The 17,445-nt window shown below is 46.7% G+C and carries 20 protein-coding genes; 9 read left to right on the forward strand and 11 right to left on the reverse strand.

All coding sequences use genetic code 11. The features are described from left to right. Positions 1–8 precede the first annotated feature (8 nt). Together ACM64D_RS02445 and ACM64D_RS02450 are read left to right on the forward strand one after the other, a co-directional pair. Positions 9–2,270 carry an aconitate hydratase gene (locus ACM64D_RS02445; protein WP_415061599.1) on the forward strand — a complete coding sequence of 754 codons (2,262 nt, stop codon included), beginning with the start codon at positions 9–11 and terminating at the stop codon, positions 2,268–2,270. 186 nt (positions 2,271–2,456) lie between these two features. Next, on the forward strand, positions 2,457–2,942 hold the full coding sequence (locus ACM64D_RS02450) for a hypothetical protein (protein ID WP_415061600.1): 486 nt from the start codon (positions 2,457–2,459) through the stop codon (positions 2,940–2,942). Here the strand turns inward: ACM64D_RS02450 and ACM64D_RS02455 are convergent. The 3 genes from ACM64D_RS02455 to ACM64D_RS02465 all read right to left on the reverse strand — a co-directional run bounded on the left by ACM64D_RS02455 (position 2,936) and on the right by ACM64D_RS02465 (position 5,484). Next, positions 2,936–3,697 (reverse strand): substrate-binding periplasmic protein, encoded by a 762-nt coding sequence (locus tag ACM64D_RS02455; protein ID WP_415061601.1) that lies wholly within the window; start codon positions 3,695–3,697, stop codon positions 2,936–2,938. The two genes, ACM64D_RS02450 and ACM64D_RS02455, sit on opposite strands and share 7 nt — an antisense overlap. Positions 3,698–3,778: 81 nt before the next feature. Further along, positions 3,779–4,273 (reverse strand): hypothetical protein, encoded by a 495-nt coding sequence (locus ACM64D_RS02460; protein WP_415061602.1) that lies wholly within the window; start codon positions 4,271–4,273, stop codon positions 3,779–3,781. A 2-nt stretch (positions 4,274–4,275) separates the two neighbouring features. Further along, entirely contained in the window at positions 4,276–5,484 is a 1,209-nt protein-coding gene (locus tag ACM64D_RS02465; protein WP_415061603.1) for a hypothetical protein, read from the reverse strand. A 144-nt stretch (positions 5,485–5,628) separates the two neighbouring features. Between ACM64D_RS02465 and ACM64D_RS02470 the strand changes: the two genes are divergently transcribed. Beyond that, entirely contained in the window at positions 5,629–6,207 is a 579-nt protein-coding gene (locus ACM64D_RS02470; RefSeq protein WP_415061604.1) for an HD family phosphohydrolase, read from the forward strand. Between the two features lie 44 nt (positions 6,208–6,251). Here ACM64D_RS02470 and ACM64D_RS02475 read toward each other — a convergent pair whose 3' ends face one another. Next, complete coding sequence (locus ACM64D_RS02475; RefSeq protein WP_415061605.1) at positions 6,252–6,896, reverse strand: OmpA family protein; 645 nt, start codon at positions 6,894–6,896, stop codon at positions 6,252–6,254. A gap of 153 nt (positions 6,897–7,049) precedes the next feature. On the opposite strand from ACM64D_RS02475, the gene ACM64D_RS02480 reads away from it, so the two are divergent. Beyond that, positions 7,050–7,763, forward strand: a complete 714-nt coding sequence (locus ACM64D_RS02480; RefSeq protein WP_415061606.1) for an SIMPL domain-containing protein — start codon at positions 7,050–7,052, stop codon at positions 7,761–7,763. A 130-nt stretch (positions 7,764–7,893) separates the two neighbouring features. On the opposite strand, the gene ACM64D_RS02485 is transcribed toward ACM64D_RS02480, so the two are convergent. Genes ACM64D_RS02485 through ACM64D_RS02505 form a run of 5 tightly spaced genes read right to left on the reverse strand, consistent with a single transcriptional unit; the run spans position 7,894 to position 11,679 of the window. Continuing rightward, a complete protein-coding gene (locus ACM64D_RS02485; RefSeq protein ID WP_415061607.1) occupies positions 7,894–8,430 on the reverse strand; it encodes a GyrI-like domain-containing protein in 537 nt (178 codons plus the stop codon). A gap of 1 nt (position 8,431) precedes the next feature. Beyond that, on the reverse strand, positions 8,432–8,980 hold the full coding sequence (locus tag ACM64D_RS02490; protein WP_415061608.1) for a thioredoxin family protein: 549 nt from the start codon (positions 8,978–8,980) through the stop codon (positions 8,432–8,434). A gap of 10 nt (positions 8,981–8,990) precedes the next feature. Further along, positions 8,991–9,740, reverse strand: coding sequence for a biotin--[acetyl-CoA-carboxylase] ligase (locus ACM64D_RS02495; protein ID WP_415061609.1), 750 nt, complete (start codon positions 9,738–9,740; stop codon positions 8,991–8,993). A 1-nt stretch (position 9,741) separates the two neighbouring features. Continuing rightward, positions 9,742–10,566: a carboxylating nicotinate-nucleotide diphosphorylase gene (gene nadC / locus ACM64D_RS02500; protein ID WP_415061610.1), complete on the reverse strand. Its 825-nt coding sequence runs from the start codon at positions 10,564–10,566 to the stop codon at positions 9,742–9,744. A 54-nt stretch (positions 10,567–10,620) separates the two neighbouring features. Then, positions 10,621–11,679 carry a response regulator gene (locus ACM64D_RS02505; protein ID WP_415061611.1) on the reverse strand — a complete coding sequence of 353 codons (1,059 nt, stop codon included), beginning with the start codon at positions 11,677–11,679 and terminating at the stop codon, positions 10,621–10,623. 76 nt (positions 11,680–11,755) lie between these two features. On the opposite strand from ACM64D_RS02505, the gene lptG reads away from it, so the two are divergent. From lptG to rpe, 4 genes are read left to right on the forward strand one after another with little or no spacing between them, the layout of a single operon-like run. Then, positions 11,756–12,835 (forward strand): LPS export ABC transporter permease LptG, encoded by a 1,080-nt coding sequence (gene lptG, locus ACM64D_RS02510; protein ID WP_415061612.1) that lies wholly within the window; start codon positions 11,756–11,758, stop codon positions 12,833–12,835. 27 nt (positions 12,836–12,862) lie between these two features. Beyond that, positions 12,863–13,468, forward strand: a complete 606-nt coding sequence (def, locus tag ACM64D_RS02515) for a peptide deformylase (protein WP_415061613.1) — start codon at positions 12,863–12,865, stop codon at positions 13,466–13,468. Continuing rightward, a complete protein-coding gene (gene fmt / locus ACM64D_RS02520) occupies positions 13,465–14,412 on the forward strand; it encodes a methionyl-tRNA formyltransferase (protein ID WP_415061614.1) in 948 nt (315 codons plus the stop codon). Before def ends, fmt begins: the two co-directional genes overlap by 4 nt. Before the next feature lies 1 nt (position 14,413). Continuing rightward, positions 14,414–15,046: a ribulose-phosphate 3-epimerase gene (rpe, locus tag ACM64D_RS02525; protein WP_415061619.1), complete on the forward strand. Its 633-nt coding sequence runs from the start codon at positions 14,414–14,416 to the stop codon at positions 15,044–15,046. Here the strand turns inward: rpe and ACM64D_RS02530 are convergent. Further along, positions 14,992–15,531, reverse strand: coding sequence for an NUDIX domain-containing protein (locus ACM64D_RS02530; protein ID WP_415061615.1), 540 nt, complete (start codon positions 15,529–15,531; stop codon positions 14,992–14,994). The two genes, rpe and ACM64D_RS02530, sit on opposite strands and share 55 nt — an antisense overlap. 144 nt (positions 15,532–15,675) lie before the next feature. On the opposite strand from ACM64D_RS02530, the gene ACM64D_RS02535 reads away from it, so the two are divergent. Then, the gene (locus ACM64D_RS02535; RefSeq protein ID WP_415061616.1) at positions 15,676–16,224 is read left to right on the forward strand and encodes an outer membrane beta-barrel protein; all 549 of its coding nucleotides are present in this window, start codon (positions 15,676–15,678) and stop codon (positions 16,222–16,224) included. A 307-nt stretch (positions 16,225–16,531) separates the two neighbouring features. Here ACM64D_RS02535 and ACM64D_RS02540 read toward each other — a convergent pair whose 3' ends face one another. Further along, complete coding sequence (locus tag ACM64D_RS02540; protein ID WP_415061617.1) at positions 16,532–17,197, reverse strand: hypothetical protein; 666 nt, start codon at positions 17,195–17,197, stop codon at positions 16,532–16,534. Positions 17,198–17,445 lie beyond the last annotated feature (248 nt).

Here is a 17,445-nt window from a genome sequence, read left to right on the forward strand (position 1 = left end):
CAATAACAATGGCTTCTAAAATCGAAACGACACCTGAAATGGTGCAGAACGTTTATAAGAAAACAGCTGAAAGATTGGCTGTCGTTCGCAATCGCTTGAACCGCCCTTTGACGTTGGCGGAGAAAATTTTGTTTGGTCACTTGGACGATCCACAACACCAAGAACTTGTTCGTGGTGAGAGCTTCTTGTTACTAAGACCAGACCGTGTAGCAATGCAAGATGCAACAGCGCAAATGGCTTTGTTGCAATTCATGCTTGCGGGAAAAGATGAAGCGGCTGTTCCTTCTACGGTTCACTGTGATCACTTGATCCAAGCGTACAAAGGCAAAGATGCCGACATGACGGCTTCAAATATGTCGAACAAAGAAGTTTTTGATTTCTTGGCGACGACGTCTTCTCGTTACAACATCGGCTTCTGGAAACCAGGCGCTGGTATCATTCACCAAGTGATCTTGGAAAACTACGCGTTCCCTGGTGGATTGATGATCGGTACAGATTCTCACACTCCCAATGCGGGTGGTTTGGGAATGTGTGCAGTGGGTGTTGGCGGTTCTGACGCTTCTGACGTTATGGTTGGACTTCCTTGGGAAGTTAAAAATCCAAAGTTGATCGGTGTTCACTTGAAAGGAAAACTTTCTGGCTGGGCGTCCGCGAAAGACGTGATCTTGAAACTTTGCGGAATGCTGACTGTGAAGGGTGGAACTGACAAGATTGTTGAGTACTTCGGTGAAGGCACCTCTTCTATTTCTTGTACTGGTAAAGCCACAATCACCAACATGGGTGCGGAGTTGGGTGCGACTTGCTCTGTTTTCCCTTACGACGAGCGTATGGCGGCTTATTTGAAATCAACAGGCCGTGACGAGCTCTCTAAAGTTTCTGATTCTCACAAAGATCTTTTGTCTGCGGATGCGGATGTTGTGGCGAATCCTGGTAAGTACTTCGATGAAGTTTATGAAATTGATTTGTCAGCGCTCGAACCTCACTTGGTGGGTCCTCACTCTCCAGATATCGCTCGTCCGATTTCTGCGTTGAAAAAAGAAGCGGCTGAAAAAGGTTACACAATCAAGATTTCTTCAGCCTTGATCGGTTCTTGCACGAATTCTTCTTACGAAGATATCGGTCGTGCGGCTTTCGTAGCAAAACAAGCTATGGAAGTGGGCGTGAAGATGAATCAGCCGTTCTTGGTATCTCCAGGTTCGACGCAAATTCAAAAAACTATTGAGCGCGACGGTCAAATGGCGACCTTCAATGAGGTGGGTGCGACGGTTCTTGCCAACGCATGTGGACCTTGTATCGGCCAGTGGAAGCGTGATGATGTGAAGACGGGTGAGAAGAACACGATCGTGACTTCGTTCAACCGTAACTTCCGCGCACGTAACGATGCGAACCCTGAAACTTTGGCGTTCATCGCGTCTCCTGAAATCGTGATGGCATTGGGCTTGGCGGGTCGTTTGGATTTCAACCCAGCGACAGACGAGCTTGAAGGACCTAAAGGGAAGGTGAAGTTGCAAGCTCCCGTGGCTCCAGAACTTCCTGCTAAAGGTTTCATCCCTGACACTGAAGGTTACCAAAAACCTGCAGGAGCCCAGGCGCAAGTGGCAGTCAGCCCGACTTCTGAGCGTTTGCAGCTTCTTTCTCCATTTACAAAATGGGATGGTAAAGACTTTGTCGACAACCTCGTGCTTGCGAAAGCAAAAGGAAAGTGTACGACAGATCATATTTCTCCGGGCGGTAAATGGTTGAACTACCGTGGTCACTTGGACAATATTTCAAACAACATGCTTTTGGGTGCGGATAACGCGTTCACCGGCGAAATTGGTAAGGGTAAGAACTTGCTGACAGGCCAAGCTGGTTTGGAATTTGCGCAGATCGCTCGTCAATATCAAAAAGCTCATCGTGGCTGGGTGATCATTGGGGATGAAAACTACGGTGAAGGTTCTTCTCGTGAACATGCGGCGATGTCTCCAAGATTCTTGGGTGGCACGGCTGTGATCACGAAATCTTTCGCGCGTATCCATGAAACCAATTTGAAAAAGCAAGGTGTGCTCGCTTTGACTTTCGCGAATCCAAAAGATTACGACAAGATCCAAGAGACGGACTTGGTCAGCCTTGTAGATTTGAAGGATCTGGCTCCTGGTAAACCTGTGAAGATGATCGTGAAGCATCAAGATGGTGCCTCTGAAACGGTCGAGTTGAAACACACTTACAATGCGGAACAATTGAAATGGTTCCGTGCGGGAAGTGCGTTGAACTTGATTCGCGGTCTTTAATTCCCACTGGGGATTAGGGAATCAGGACATAGTTTGAACTATATAGCCCACGGTTTATGGACCGTGGGTTTTTTATTTTCAAGGCAAGGCTCAGGTCCAGGGGAAGTTTGTTCTTCACTGGCTCCAAGGGGTGTTCTTTCATAGAATAAGATTTTGATTCCACGAAGAGTTTAAGGTGAGAGAACAATGGCTTTGCAACTTTCCTTCAGCGTTAGCGATAAATGTACAACGATTCATTTGAAGGGCAGCCTGAATGAATACTCTTCTGCTTTGGATGGGGTTGAGGTCAATCCTTCTTTTGATTTGCATATTGACGTTAAAGATTTGGTGGCGATGAATTCTTTGGGAATTCGTAACTTCCATAATTGGATTCATAGTATTCAGTGTGAGCGCTTGCGATTTTTTTACTGTCCGCGCATTTTTATCAACCAACTGAATCTGGTTGAAGGCTTTTTGCCCGCCAAAGCTGAAATCGAAAGTTTTTTTGTTCCCTACTACTCCGAAAGAACAGGTGAAGATGCCAGCGTTCTTTTTACGAAATATTTAGAGTATAAAAAAGTCGATGACAAGCTGACCCTCAGTATCCCAGAGATGCAGGACTCCGAGGGGAATAAAATGGAGTTGGATGTCTTCCAAGGTCAGTACTTTCGATTTCTTGAAAAGTACTACTGATCGACGAGTGGAGTCAGTTGGTACTTCTCGGCTATGGAGTCCAAAAACCTATTCTTGCTCAGCTCGGTAAGATGACTTTGTAATTTGTTGAATTGTTTTTCCGAGATTGTCTTCCGCGAAAAGAAGATGGAATACTCGGTGTCTTCACCCAACTGCGGGACTTCGATCACGGGGCTATGGGTTCTTTTGAGCCATACTCGCGCCATTTCGCCGCTGACATAAGCGAGTTGATAGTTCTTCTTTTCCACTTTGCGCAGGGCTAAAATAGCCGTATTTTCCGGCATGATCTTGAAGCTTTTATCCGAGAACTCGTGAATTCGCTGCAGACTCACCTCAATCATCGATGGCGATTGTACGCCGACACTGAGGCCTTTGAGGTCCTCATACTTTTGTATTTTATGGGCGACGTTGGGAAGTCCATAAAAATAGAGATGGGTTTTAAATAGACCACGACTAAATGAGAAGGCGCTATTACGGGGCGGACTATTAATCAAAGGGCAGCCTAGGTCGGCCTCTCCCTTTTTAATCATGGAAAGGGCTAATCGCAAAGGGGCGATTTTAAATTTGCAGTGACGGGCTTCTAACTTACAGAGTTGCTGGATGATCTCGTAACAGGCTCCCTGAATGCCTTTTGATCCGTCGGTGAAATAGAAGGGCTCGGACTCATGACCGACAACAACAAACGCCTGGGCCGCGTGAAGAGGGAAAAGTAAGATCCCCATGGCGATGAGTTGTTTGATATTGAGTCTTCTCATGCTTTTAGAATAGCTTACATGAGCTCATCGAATGATTAAGTGGAAAGATTGATGTCGAAAAACACTGTGTGAAAGCTAAGATCAAATATTCTTCAGAAATATCCGCGGACCAAGGGTGAGCCAAACATAGAATGCGAGAGAGTTAAAGAATATCGCCCACAGTAATCTATTGCGACTGATCTTACTTAATGGGACCTCCTGTTGCAGAACGTGGTAACCCAGGATCATCGAATAGAAATTGCAGATCAATGGAAGAAAGACGCAGCCAATGATGGCATTCCAAAGAGATTTCTTTGCCAGTGACTGCGTGTGTTCGTAAGAAAATTCAGGGGCGATGGTCAGCCTTGGGCGCTCGCGGCTTTCCAGGGCTTTGGATGCCTCCATGTATTCGATTTCGGGAATCTCTAAAGTCAGACGTCCTAAAAGCTGGCCGAAGTGAGGAGCGACGCCGCGGGTTTGTTCGTCTCGCACTTTGGGGTGAAGCCCTTGAGACTCCAGAAAGGACTTAACAACTTGGGCCTCGGCAAAATCCGCGCAATCCATTAAAAAGACGTAGCCTGACTTCTGATTGTTCATATCTAAGATTTTGCGCCGTCATCCCAGACTTGTACACAAGCATTTTTTGAGACTTTACGATCTTCAATCCAAGGGAAAACCTGCTTCATACCATAGAAGCCGGGCATCCCTGAGGTGTAATGAAATTGTTTAATCTGCTGGGTGCGACTATTAAATTTTTTGGGGAATAAAACGGCTTCTGTGGCGATACGAAGGGTGTTTTCCCAGATATCCAGTTCAAAAGGAGGAGGCGCGTTGCCTGTCCAGAAGGCTTTGGATTTATCCGCCGGAGGACAGAGGGCTTGGCGAAGACTGTTGTTGGGCTTTCCGTTGATGGTTGTTAACCACAAAGAGAATTGAGTCGGTGAAGTGGCGACCTTGGCAAGGTCGCCTTTGGCGGAGCTATGGGTGCCACGAATAAACTCTTTGGCTCGGCGATCTTCATTGGCGCGATTGACGGCGATTTTGGCCACGGTCATGGGATAGTGTAAACCATGCTTATAGCATTGAGCCATCTCGGCATAAATTGTCCGTGCGAGAGCATCAATATCAATGAGGTCTTTTTTGGTCATCGCTTTCCCGTCTTCTTTAATGATTTGGGGAACGCCTTTTTTTTGAAGATGGGGAAGGACTAGGTTGTCGTAGGGATTGCCGGATCCCGCACTGACGGCGTTTTTCTTGGGATCAATCACACAAGCTCCGACATGCTCTTTCAGCAACTTGGTTGTTTCAGTAACGCTCGTGTTTGAAAGGGCTCTTTCAAAAGGTGCTAGGTTTTTTTGAACTTCTTTGGGGCCTTTTCCAGAAGGCTTTGAGCCGGGAGGGCAGTCTTTGGAGGGCTCCGTGGTCTTTCCATAAAAGGAACTTCTTTTTTTAAGAGAAACATAGGCGGCATCAACCCACCCTTGCCCCTCTTGAGTGTACACCTTTCCATCGACAGTTCTTTTGTAGCGATATTTGACCTCGAGATACTCTTCCTCTTGCAGTTCTCCGGTGTAGGGGCTCTCAACCTGCATTCTTTGGGGGTAGTCCGAGATGATTTCGATTTCTGCCGTATTGTCCGGCCAGGCCACCGAGCGGCAGGCGGGGTCTTTAGCGCAATTCTTCCAGTTCATGCCCGGTTGATTAAAAACAGAGATGATTTGATCATCTTCCATATCCAAATAGGCCTTGCCTTTGGCCCAGGAGGCGGAGGTGGAAAATAAGATAAAAAGTAAGGCAATAAATCGCATAGTTCTTTATCGATCTATCGCTTCCGATCTTTAGATGTTTTTCACTGTATTCTCATATTAAGACGATGGGATTTTATTCTAACGCCTCGAATCACCTCAAAAAGATCATGCAACTTCGAAGGTCCTCGGGTAATCAGGTCAACCATGAATTTACAAATCCCTGCACTGACTGAAAAGCTGAATAAACCTGAGATTATTGAAAAATCATGGGTGATCACACTCTCTGGAAATCGTTTTAGTATTCTCAATCCAGATCCAGACGCCGTTAAAATTGAAGATATTGCTTGTGCCTTGGCTCGCCAGGCGCGTTTCAATGGACACACGCGATTCTTTTACAGCGTTGGGCAACACTCTTGCCTTGGGGCGGAAGTTTCGCCGACAAAAGAGATTGCTTTGCACATGCTATTTCACGATGCCACCGAAGCTTATATTGGGGACTTGGTGTCTCCGGTGAAGGCGTTGTTGCCTGATTTTGAAATCATCGAGTCGCGGATTCATTGGGCGATTTCGAAAAAATTTAATTTGGAATTTCCACTTCCTAAAGTTGTGAAGCAAATTGATCGTCGCCTGTTGGCAACCGAAGTTAGAGATCTTATTACAAAGGATCTGAAGTCGTGGGGGATTGGCGAGGATGAACCTTTTGATTTCCCAGTGATCCCTTGGCCTCCGGAAGTCACTGAGGCGCGCTTTCTTGAGATGGCTCGGGGTTTGTTGAAACTCTAAAAAAGTTTCCCTTAAACCCCTCGCCTATCGTGACCTGTCTTTAATTAAGACTTAGGAACTTTTGATTCGTCCACAGTGATTTCGATTTCCACTCGGCGGTTTTTCGCGCGAGCTTCTTTCGTTTTCGCCGGATCAACAGGGTTTGAAGCACCCATGCCGATAGCACTTGCCGTGTTGCCAGGAACACCAGACGCGATCAATTGCGCGCGAACGGCTTCTGCACGTTGTTGCGAAAGGGGATTGTTCACAACCGCGGCGCCGGTGTCGTCAGTGTATCCACGAATGGTCAAAACGTTCTCGGGATACTTCTTCATGATTGTCGCCAACTGATTGATGTTCTCTTTGGCTTGAGGTTTCAAGTCTGCTTTACCCGTGTCGAAAAGGATGTCACTTTTAAGTTTTGTGATAAGACCTTGTTCAGTTCTTTTTGTTTCGGCGATTTTCTCAAGCTCTTTTTGCTGCTTGTCCATACGTTGACCGGCAACGCCGCCGATTCCAGCTCCGATTGCGGCACCGATCAAAGCGCCTTCGTTGCGTTTGCCTGTTTGATGGCCGATCACGGCTCCAGCGACAGCTCCAATCGCAGCTCCGATGCCAGCTCCTTTGACTGTGTTAGGATTTTCTTTTGTTGTTGCGCAGCCTGTGCCCAAAATAGCGACAGAAGTGCAGATCAAGATTAGTTTTTTCATGGTGTCTCCTTGTTAAAGGATACATTATCAAAACAACAACTTGGGAAGCGCAATAGTAGAGTCGGTGCGTTGTGGAGGCTCTGTTGCTCTGAATCGCTCTCTGTTTTATATTTTTATCTGGAAAGACTCAAAGACCCAGGGAAAGGGGCATGTATGAAAAAGATGTTGGGAGCAAGTCTTCTTGCTTTGGTACTCGGAGCGGGTGTTGCTCATGCGGCGGAAGAGCGTCTGATCGTTGTCAGTGGCGCGGCCGAAAAAAGTTTGGATCCTAATCTTGTGAATTTGACCGTGGAGGTATGGAGTAAGGCAACCACGGCAAAACAGGCCCAACAGCTGGCGGCTCAGCAGTTCAAACAAATGAAGAAGACCCTGGATGACTTCAAGATCAAAAAGGAAGACGTTCAAACAGATAACTACTCTTTGACCCCTGAATATGAATACGATCAAAAGCTTCGTCAGAATAAAATGATCGGGTTTCGCGTAAGTCAGACGTTGCTTGTAACTTTGCGTAAGGTCGAGGACGCCGGCAATTTCCTAGATGCCCTGGTATCAGAGAAAAAAACCATGGACTCGGGAGTGAATGTGAACTCCTTGGCCTGGGATTCCGACAAGAGATCTCAAGTTGAAACCGCAACTTTGGGGGATGCCGTTCGCTCGGCGAAAGCCAAAGCTGAAGAAATCGCCAAGGCCGCAGGAGTAAAAGTTAAGGGAGTCTCCAAAATCAGTCATACAATGTCAGGTGGTGGCCCGCAGCCGATCTTTAGAAACTACGGACTCAAAGCCATGGCTGAGTCGGCTTCCACGGAAGTAGCTGCAGGACAGATCAAGGTTCGCGTAGAAGTGACAGCTGAGTACGAAATTAATTAGGTAATTGCGGACTCTCGATCCCCCAGTTTCTTATCCTGACGAGCTGGATGCTCGTCAGGAAGACCACTCACGGATGGTCAGACTGAGAAAGTTCCGAGAGCAGTTGTTGAGTCCCTCAAGGATTTATTTCCTACTGCACCGGAAATAAATAAGTCGTCGTCATCGCATTCTTCTCTGTGATCGAGTGAATCTCATAGATTTCGATGATGGCGCCAGTCTGCTTTAAATTCTGCTTAATCATATAATCATTCACGCGTGGATAAACTTTCAAAGGCCCAATCCCCGGAGAGCCCGTGAAAACCGCGACCACATATTTTCTTTGTGGAATCTCCCCTGATTTGAAATCTTCAGGAAGATTTGCGGGAACTGTTTCTACGATACAACCTACTTTTGAACGCAAACGAGCCTCTTCCACAGATTGAGGATCATCCATGTATTCGCCGAACGTGCGTCCGCAAGGAGCTCCTTGGGAGGCCATGTACTTTTCAACTTGTTCGATGATTTTATTCACCTTGTGGTAAGGTCCGACGTGCTCTAGATAGACGGTTTTAAACGGGCCTTGAGTTGCTTCGCTGATATCGACACCCTTGAAGGCGCCTAGATAGTTTGCCAAAAAAAGACCGAAAGAAATAACAGCGACCGTAACAAAAACAATAATGTACTTCATTTTATATCCATTTGATTGAGCAGCCCATAGAGGCTGTTTGTTCTTCAGAAACCTTTTCATTTTTTAAAAGCACCTGGACAGCCTCATAAAGCTCCCGCTTTGTGACTTTGCTAGCATCTTTCCAGGAATCATCCAAACGACCGCGATAAGCGAGTTTGTGATTTTTGTCGTACACAAAATAGTCCGGTGTGCACACGGCGCCAAATTTGTGAGCGACCTCTTGAGATTTATCGTGCAGATAAGGGAAAGGGTAGGCCTTTTCTTCGGCACGTTTTTTTAGATTTTCAAAAGAGTCTTCGGGATGGCTTTTGTCATCGTTAGAACAAATAGCGATCACCGGGACATTTTGTTTTTTGAGATCCAGTCCCAGTTGAATCAAACGATCTTCGATCGCCTTTACGTACGGGCAGTGATTGCAGATAAACATCACGACAAGGGGCGACCCCTTCGGGAAGTCTTTCAGCGCATAAGTTTTCCCATCCACGGCGGGCAGGGAAAAGTCCGGGCAAGTGTTCCCCAAATCAGGAAAGGGAGTAAATGTTAAAGCCATGGCGTTTCTCCTAGAGCGAAGTCCAACTGATTTTTTTATCACCCATCAACAAACTGCCATCGGCCTGAACACCCGTGTATTTTTCCGCTAATAGAGGGTGCTGATTCAGGGCTGTCAATAAGGACAGTTGATCTGTGGTGCTCAGAGGCTCATCGCAGTGAGAAACAGCGTCGGTCAGTTCAAAAAGAAGACGATCCAAAAACGCCATATAGTCTTGTCCCAAAAGAGGAGCGCCCGCTGGCAACGACTCTAAAAGACTTGTGGCTGTGTCCATATCTTCCGGGGAAGCGGTGACATTAAATCCCAAGCCGATAATCAAACGAACCTCATCACCTTGGATAAGGCTTTCCGTCAGAATGCCTGCCGCCTTTTTGTCGCCAATGTAAATATCATTGGGCGCTTTAAGGTTCCAAGGTAAGAAGGGCCAAGTGGTTGAACAAGCACGATAAACAGCAAGGCCCACCAAGCAAGCCGTTGTTGGCTGCGGTTTGATTCCCAACAGGAAGGACCAAGAACTTAGCAAAGAACTGCCCGGTTGAGAATCAGTCCAAGAGTGGACACCACGTCCTCGCCCGGCGGTTTGATGATCTGTTAGATAAAGACACAAGGACTCTTCCAAGAGGCTTTCTTCGAAGGCTTCCTCTTTGGCAAGATTATTGGTGCTGTCTTGTTGGGACTTGTAGCAGACATAAAGATGATTGTTTTCTGCCCACTGAGACGTCACTTGTCCGATACGGATATCTGCTAAAGGAGTATCCATTTTAATCCTCCCATTGGAAAATAAGGCTCACGTCCGCACACGGTGCAGAGTGGGTGAGAGCCCCGACAGAAATATAATTCACGCCAATTTCAGCCACGGAATGAACACGCTCTAAGTTCATATTACCGCTGGCTTCTGTTTCAATATCGGCAGGGACCATGGCCACGGCTTTTTTTAGCATCTCGTTATCCATGTTATCGAGAAGGATACGATGTGCTTTCATTGTGACGGCTTCTTTGACCTCTTCTAAGGTGCGTGCTTCCACTTCAATGGGCAGGTGGCTGTGTTCGCGCACGCGATTCACGGCATTGGTAATGCCTCCCATCACGGCGATGTGATTGTCCTTGATTAAAATCGCGGTGCTTAAATTCATGCGATGATTTACGCCTCCGCCATGAACGACCGCTCGCTTTTCGAGCTCGCGAAAGGCCGGTGTGGTTTTGCGCGTATCAAGGATCTTGGTTTTTGTGCCGGCCACTTTTTTAACGAAACGGCGAGTGTGAGTGGCAATGCCCGAGAGGTGACCGAGGAAATTGAGAGCCACGCGTTCGGCTTTGAGAATCTGCACAAGGTCCCCTTCGATGGTGCAAATCAGCTGATTCTTCAAAATTTCATCACCCTCTTCAAAGTGCCATTTGATACGGCAAGTGGGTTCCAGTGCTTGCATGGACTGTTCAAAGGCCATGGCTCCTGAAAGAACAATGTCTTCTTTGGCTTTGAGGCGGGCGCGACCCATACGAGGTTTTAGTGCTAAAGATTCAGTGGTGACATCCCCATGAGGCATGTCTTCTTTGATGGCAGCACGAATGAGATCCAGCAATATCATTTCCGTTAACCTCTTTCAAAAGCACGTCAGGCCCTTGAAAGAAAGCGCACGTGCTTAAATAGATTTCTCTGTTTCTTTGAGGATTTTACTGAGTTCTTCGCGGATCACACGTTCCGCGATTTCGGGAAGGACCTTCCAGCAAATGGACTCAATCACTTCGCGAGCTTCCTCACGAATAATCTTTTCCATCATATTGCTGTTTAAGTCCACCTTGGATTGTGTATTGGGCTGAGCATTAGAAGGTGCGGCTTTCGCAGGCCCCTTTTGCAAAGTCTCCATCATTTGTTCTTTAACTGATTTTTCGACCTTAGAAACGAAAGAGTCTTTGCTGACTTCAGGTTTAGCAAAGCTGATCTCTTCGAATTCTCCCGCGACTTCAATGTGAGCCTGGGAGAGTTCATCATCCTGCGGGATGACAAACTTTGAGGCAAAGTCGTTGGCGTCATTTTCGGGAAGTTGAATCTTAAATTTTGTAAGATCTTGATGAGCCCAGCCACCCTCATCGTGCTCTTCAGCAACCTTCGGGGTTGTTAGGGGAACTGCCGAGAATTCTTCGCCAGCGACCTCTAAGGGGTTGGCATCGACATCGTCGACTTCAGGAATGTTGAGAAATCCCTCTTCGCTGGCTTCAGGAATAGCATAGACGTTTTCCACTTGGGAAGAAGTGAGCTCTTGAGTGACGGGAGTCTCTTCAAACTCGGGCATCTCGGGAAAGGTCAGGAAGCTGCTCACTGGATTTGTGAGGGTTTTTTGCACAAGATCTGTCACCAAAGAGCGCAAATGTTCCGCATCAAAGGGTTTTTCCAAACGACGATCCGCGCGGCACTCAGTAGCTTTCGTTTCGTCGATCTCCATGAAGCCACTCCACATAAGAACCACAGGAATGTGAGTGGTTTCCGGATCATTTTTAAGATCTGAGCTGACTTCGTAACCCGAACGTTTGGTCAAAAGGACATCGGCAAAAACGATGTCAGGTTTGAAGGTTTTTGCGACCGACAAGACATCGAGGCCCACGGGCACCGCCTTAACTTCGACACCGAAATCAGACAATGCCAGTTGCATTACTTTTTTGATTGTGGAACTCTCATCTGCAAGTAAGACGCGTAAAGCCATATGAAAAGTAAAATAGGAATTTGCCATCGAGTCAAGGATAATAGGGCAAAGTGGCACCTGGAGTAGACTTTAAAGAATGAACAGAATCGATCGATACACATCATGGCTCTTCTGGGGTTATTTTATTGGTGGCCTCTTGGTTTTTTTGACCATCTTCACGGCGGTCGACGCCATGTCGACGATGGTGAACTATAAGAATGTAGCCCCCTCGGCTCTGCTCAATTTTTATTTGTATTCTTTTCCAGAGATTATTCAAAAACTGCTTCCAGTCGCCTGTTTATTGGGCACGATTCTGACCTTATCCAGCCTGAATAAAGCCAATGAACTCGTTGCGTTATTTGCCAGTGGAATGAGCTTGCTGCGAATTACCACGCCCATTTTGATTTGGGTGTTGATCATTTCGGGCCTGGGTTATTGGAGTTCGGATCAGGTGGTTCCGAAGGCTACCAAACAGAAGAACTATATTTTGTACTACGACCTCAAAAAAGAGCCCCATCGTTTTTCGACGGTCAAGACCGACAAGATTTGGTATCGCTCTAAGAATTCCATTTTTAACATTCAGACGTTGAATGCCAAAGGGGACGGGGCTCAGGGGCTGACAATGTATTTCTTTAGTGAGGCGTGGGATTTGGTGCAAATGATCACGGCTCGTCAAGTGACCATTAAGGGGCCTCAATGGTCTTTGGAAAATGGAACGGTGACGGTGTTCTCTAAAGACTCTAGCTTTCCTCTGACCAGTCAGTTTAAAACCAAGAATATTGTGATGGCCGAGGACTCTAAAGACCTACAAAGTGCCGGGCAAACTGCGGACATGATGTCGCAAAAGGAGCTCGAACACTTTATTAAAAAGAACAAGGACGCGGGGCTGGATACGGTGGCCTATGAGGTCGATTATCACTCCAAAATCAGCTTTGCTTTTGCCGGTTTGGTGATGTGTCTGTTGGGTATTCCCTTTAGCGTGGAGCGGGCTCGTTCGGGCGGGACCATGCTGAATGTGGGGATCTGTCTGGCTTTGGTCTTTGTTTATTACGTCTTTTACTCTTCAGGAATCACCCTGGGGCAGCACGGGACGCTACCTCCGGTTGTGGCGGCTTGGACCCCGAATATTGTCATGACCGGCTTTGCCTTGGTTCTTCTCAAAAGGCTTAAACGCTGATATAATGGGGGCCTCCCGGAGGTTCCCATGATAATGAAAATCCTCACATTCCCAGATCCAAAGTTGCGTGAAGTTTCGCAACCCGTGGAAACCTTTGGGCCTGAAATTAAGAAGCTTTCTGAGGACATGATTGAAACGATGTACCACGCCAACGGTATTGGTTTGGCTGCCCCTCAGGTGGGCGAGCTGGTTCGTATGGTGGTTATTGATACGCGTCCTAAGGATGAAAAAGGTCGCCGTTATAAGTACGAAGAGATGTCAGAGCTTGAGGCCGCTGTTAAGCAGCCTTTGATTTTGATCAACCCTGAAATCATTAAAGGGGAAGGAAAGACCACTTTTGATGAAGGTTGTTTGTCGATCCCAGGTTACTTTGAAACGGTCGAGCGTTTTAACTACATTGAAATGAAAGCCTTTGATGTGAATGGCAAAGAGTTCGTGGTGAAAACCGACGGTCTTTTGGCGATTTGTATGCAGCACGAGTTGGATCATTTGGAAGGGACTTTGTTCCTGGATCACTTGAGCTTCGTGAAGGGCAATAAGATTAAAAACCAAATCAAAAAGTACGGCTACCCTGTCAAAGAAAAGAAAGAAGGGGAAGCCACGACTGCTGACGAAGAAAAGTGTGAAGTGTGAGTAAGGTCCGTGTTTGCTTCTTAGGTACCCCTGAATTTGCCGTGACCTCATTAAAGGCTCTTCTTGAAGACGAGCATTTTGAGGTCGTCGGAGTTGTCACTCAACCAGATCGTCCTGCGGGACGAAAACTTCAATTGACTCCCAGTCCTGTGAAAATGCTGGCCCAAGCCCACGGCTTGAAAGTGTTGGCACCAGAGTCTTTGAGATCCAATCAACTCATTCTTGATGAAATTGCCAGTTGGGGTGCTGAAGTCGGCGTTGTTGTCGCTTATGGACAGATCCTGACGCAAAGTTTTTTGGATTCGTTCCGCTTTGGCTGCGTGAATGTGCATGGCTCGATTCTTCCGCGTTGGCGGGGGGCTGCGCCCATTCAAAGGGCGATCGAAGCTGGCGATGTCGAAAGCGGCGTTACATTGCAGAAGATGGTGAAGAAGTTAGATGCGGGCGATATTCTGGGAATTCGCCGCGTGAAGATCACTCCCGAGATGAATGCCTTAGAATTACATGATCAGTTGGCGGTCTTGGGCGCGAACTTATTGAAAGTGGAACTGATGGATTATGTGCGCGGGAATTTAGCGCCGATTCCTCAGGATGAATCACAGGTGACGATTGCCAAGAAAATTGAAAAGCAAGAGTCTTTGATTGATTGGAATATTTCAGCCAAAGTGATCGACGGAAAGATTCGTGGTTTCGTGTATGGACCGGGAACTTATACTTTGCTGCAGGGAAAAAAACTCAAGCTGCATAAGGCGACCTCAGTTCCTGGTGTGGCGACAGCGGATCCCGGAACGGTGACCTCCATCCATGACGACTATTTTTCTGTCGCTTGCGGAGACGGAATTTTAAAACTCTATGAAGTTCAGCCCGAGTCGCGCAATCGTATGTTGGTCCAAGACTTTTTAAAAGGTCATGATCTGAAAGTAGGAGACAAACTTGGCGTCTAAGATGGTTGCCCCCTCTATTTTGTCGGCAGATTTTGCGAATCTTGAAAAAGAGATTAAGGCTGTTGCCGCAGCGGGGGCTGACTGGATTCACGTGGATGTGATGGATGGCCGTTTTGTTCCGAATATCACGATTGGGATTCCGGTCGTAAAGTCTTTAAAAAAGATTTCGCCTTTGCCTTTGGATGTTCATTTGATGATCGAAGAACCTGAACGTTACGTGGAAGATTTTATTAAGGCGGGCAGTGATTATTTAACGATCCATGTGGAAGCGACCCAAGATCCTGCGACGGTTCTCAAGCGCATTCGTGAGTTGGGAGCAAAGCCGGGGATTACCTTGCGTCCGCGCACCTCTTTGGAGGGGGTTCTTCCCTTGTTGCCTCTCTGTGACCTGGTTCTTGTGATGACTGTTGAACCGGGTTTCGGTGGGCAGTCTTTCATGCACGATCAAGTTAAAAAAATCACCCGCCTTCGTGAGGAGATTCAAAAAAAGAATCTTTCTTGTTTGATCGAAGTCGACGGTGGCATCAATGATGAAACGGCCAAACTGTGCCATGAGGCGGATGTTTTTGTGGCCGGAAGTTACGTGTTCGGTCGTGAATATAAATCGGCCATCGCGAGTCTTAAAGAATCATAAACCGGTTTCCCATTTTCCAAATATAGAGCTCCCGAATTGAGTCCTTGATTTTCAAGGCTGCTTGCCACGCGTTGGGAAACAAGGGGTGTGAGCAATTCTAAAGCGACTTCTAGAGGAGCAAACTTATAGTTGCGAAGCTCATAGGGAGATAGTTGAATTCGTTCGACCTGAGAAGCTGTGAGATCGTGAGCCGCAAAAAGAAATTGAATGTATTCACCGCGCACATCTTTGTTGGAAACATAGTCGATGGCGAGAAGATGGGTGGGGTGAATATTGATGTTCAGTTCTTCTTTGATTTCGCGATGCAAACCTTCTAAAGGAGACTCTTCGGCTTCGACGGTGCCGCCGGGAAGAATCCAGCCGGGATTGTAGGTTGGTTGCACGATCAGTAAATCGTGTTTATAGAATAGCAGCACTCCGGTGCCAATGCGTTTTTTGGGAAGTGAATCATAAAATTCTTTATCGTCTTTGAATGTGCGTAACATAGTCCCTCCTGGACTAGCCTCTATACCAGAAGAACTCATTGAAGGTCGGGGGTTCTTAGGGGCCCCCATTGACCACGGCAAAGAGTCTCATCAGAATTCTAAAGGAATCCATAATAATTTTGGGTTACAAAAGGAGAAGACTTTATGAAAAAGCTCTTGGCGGTATTTGCATTGGTACTTGGCTTTACAAGTGTTTCCCAGGCGGGGTTGTTGTTGGAGCCTTATATTGGTTATGAAATGGGTACTGCGAAATCTGATTCCGGTGGCGATGGTAAAACCGAGGCCGTGAATGTCGGAGGTCGCATTGCTTATACTTTGCCGGTCATGTTTTGGTTGGGTGTGGATGCCAACGTTGGAACCAGCGGAAAATACAAGCCAGATACCGGTACAGATGTCGATACGAAGAGAACGTCTTTATCTGCGGTCGTGGGGATGGACTTCCCTATTCTTCTTAGAGCTTGGTTAGCTTATGGTTTTGTCAACGAGATCAAATTTGATGATGCCTTTGATAGTAAGGTTAAGGGAAGCAATGTGAAGGTGGGCGTTGGCTTTACCGGACTTCCTTTTGTTTCCTTGAATGTGGAATACATTAAAGATGATTTCAAAGATGTTGATACTAATCTTGGAAGCGGGACGACAGATTTAAAGCATGATTCCGTGATGCTTTCAGTGTCTTTGCCGTTTGAGATTTAAAAACAACAAAAATCAGTTCAAGATTTAATAAAAGGAGTTGGCGACAACTCCTTTTTTTTTGATGACCAATTCTATTTACTCCAGACCATCCCCAGAGCCAGTCCGACCCACAGCAGTGTCACAAGACCGTAAATTGCGGAAGGATTTTCTTCTCTGAATCTCAGAAGTTGCAATGAGGCTAGGTACGTAATCAGAAAATCCCCCCAGAACTCCTTAAAAATTGGTGGTCCCCAGGCCCTGATAGTCAATGCTATTAGGAGAAAAAGAGTGGGCCAAAAACTTTGTTGGAAAATAATTTTTCGCATACTTACCATCCCTTTATTCTTCTGGGGCCCGGATTGATAACGATATCTCGTTTTCTTTTTGCTTTTTCAGGTAGAAACTTCTCTGTGATTTTATCAATGTTTGGGGGAGTGGAAAATTTTTTGTCTTTGTCTTTGTCTTTGTCACACTGGGGACTTGTGGAGCAGGCGACTCCCCCGAGGGCACCTCCAATAATAGCACCACCAACCCCTCCGGCGACTCCGCCTATTGAGGCCCCGACAGTGGCACCTCCGGCAGCAGTTCCAAAAATATCTCGGATGCATTGCCCAACACATTCGTTTTTTGAGTTTGCAACTAGGTCAATGCGACGGTGAGGAATCTGCGACGAGTCGTCCATTTCCCCGATTTGATCATGAGAACCTAGCTGTAAGATTTGTTCGAGTCTTTTTCTTTGAGTGGGATGAGACTCAAGGGCGAGAAGTCTTTTTGTTGGTAAAAAAAGCCCGACATTGAGGCCCTCTTCTGATGAGTTGTTCAGGATGTCTCGATAGATCTGGGAGGCGTTAAACTGCGGATCCTTACTTTGCACATACAGAGCGAGATCTTCAATGGCTTGGTAGACCTCTGTGTCGGATACTTCGGGAGGCTGATTCGCAAAGGTATGCATAGAAAGTAGGCTTACGATAAAGAACATTGCTAAAGATTTCATGTGGCGGGACCTTTCTTTGATTTGTTTATAAACCCTCTTTAAGCAAAGGAGGTGACTCCTCAAAAATGGCTGGGAATAGGTTATATTTGAGCTGGGGCTGGAGTTGTCCTGGATTTTAGAAACGGGAGGCGTTTGTTCTGAGACTATGGACGGAGACTGGAAATATGCAATGATGCGCGGCAAGATCTATCCCGGAAAGTTCCTAAAATAGAGTCAATGCGCTAGGATGCGGGCTTTTCAGGAGAACG

Origin of the sequence: Bdellovibrio sp. (assembly GCF_047637665.1) — a bacterium.
GTDB lineage: Bacteria > Bdellovibrionota > Bdellovibrionia > Bdellovibrionales > Bdellovibrionaceae > Bdellovibrio.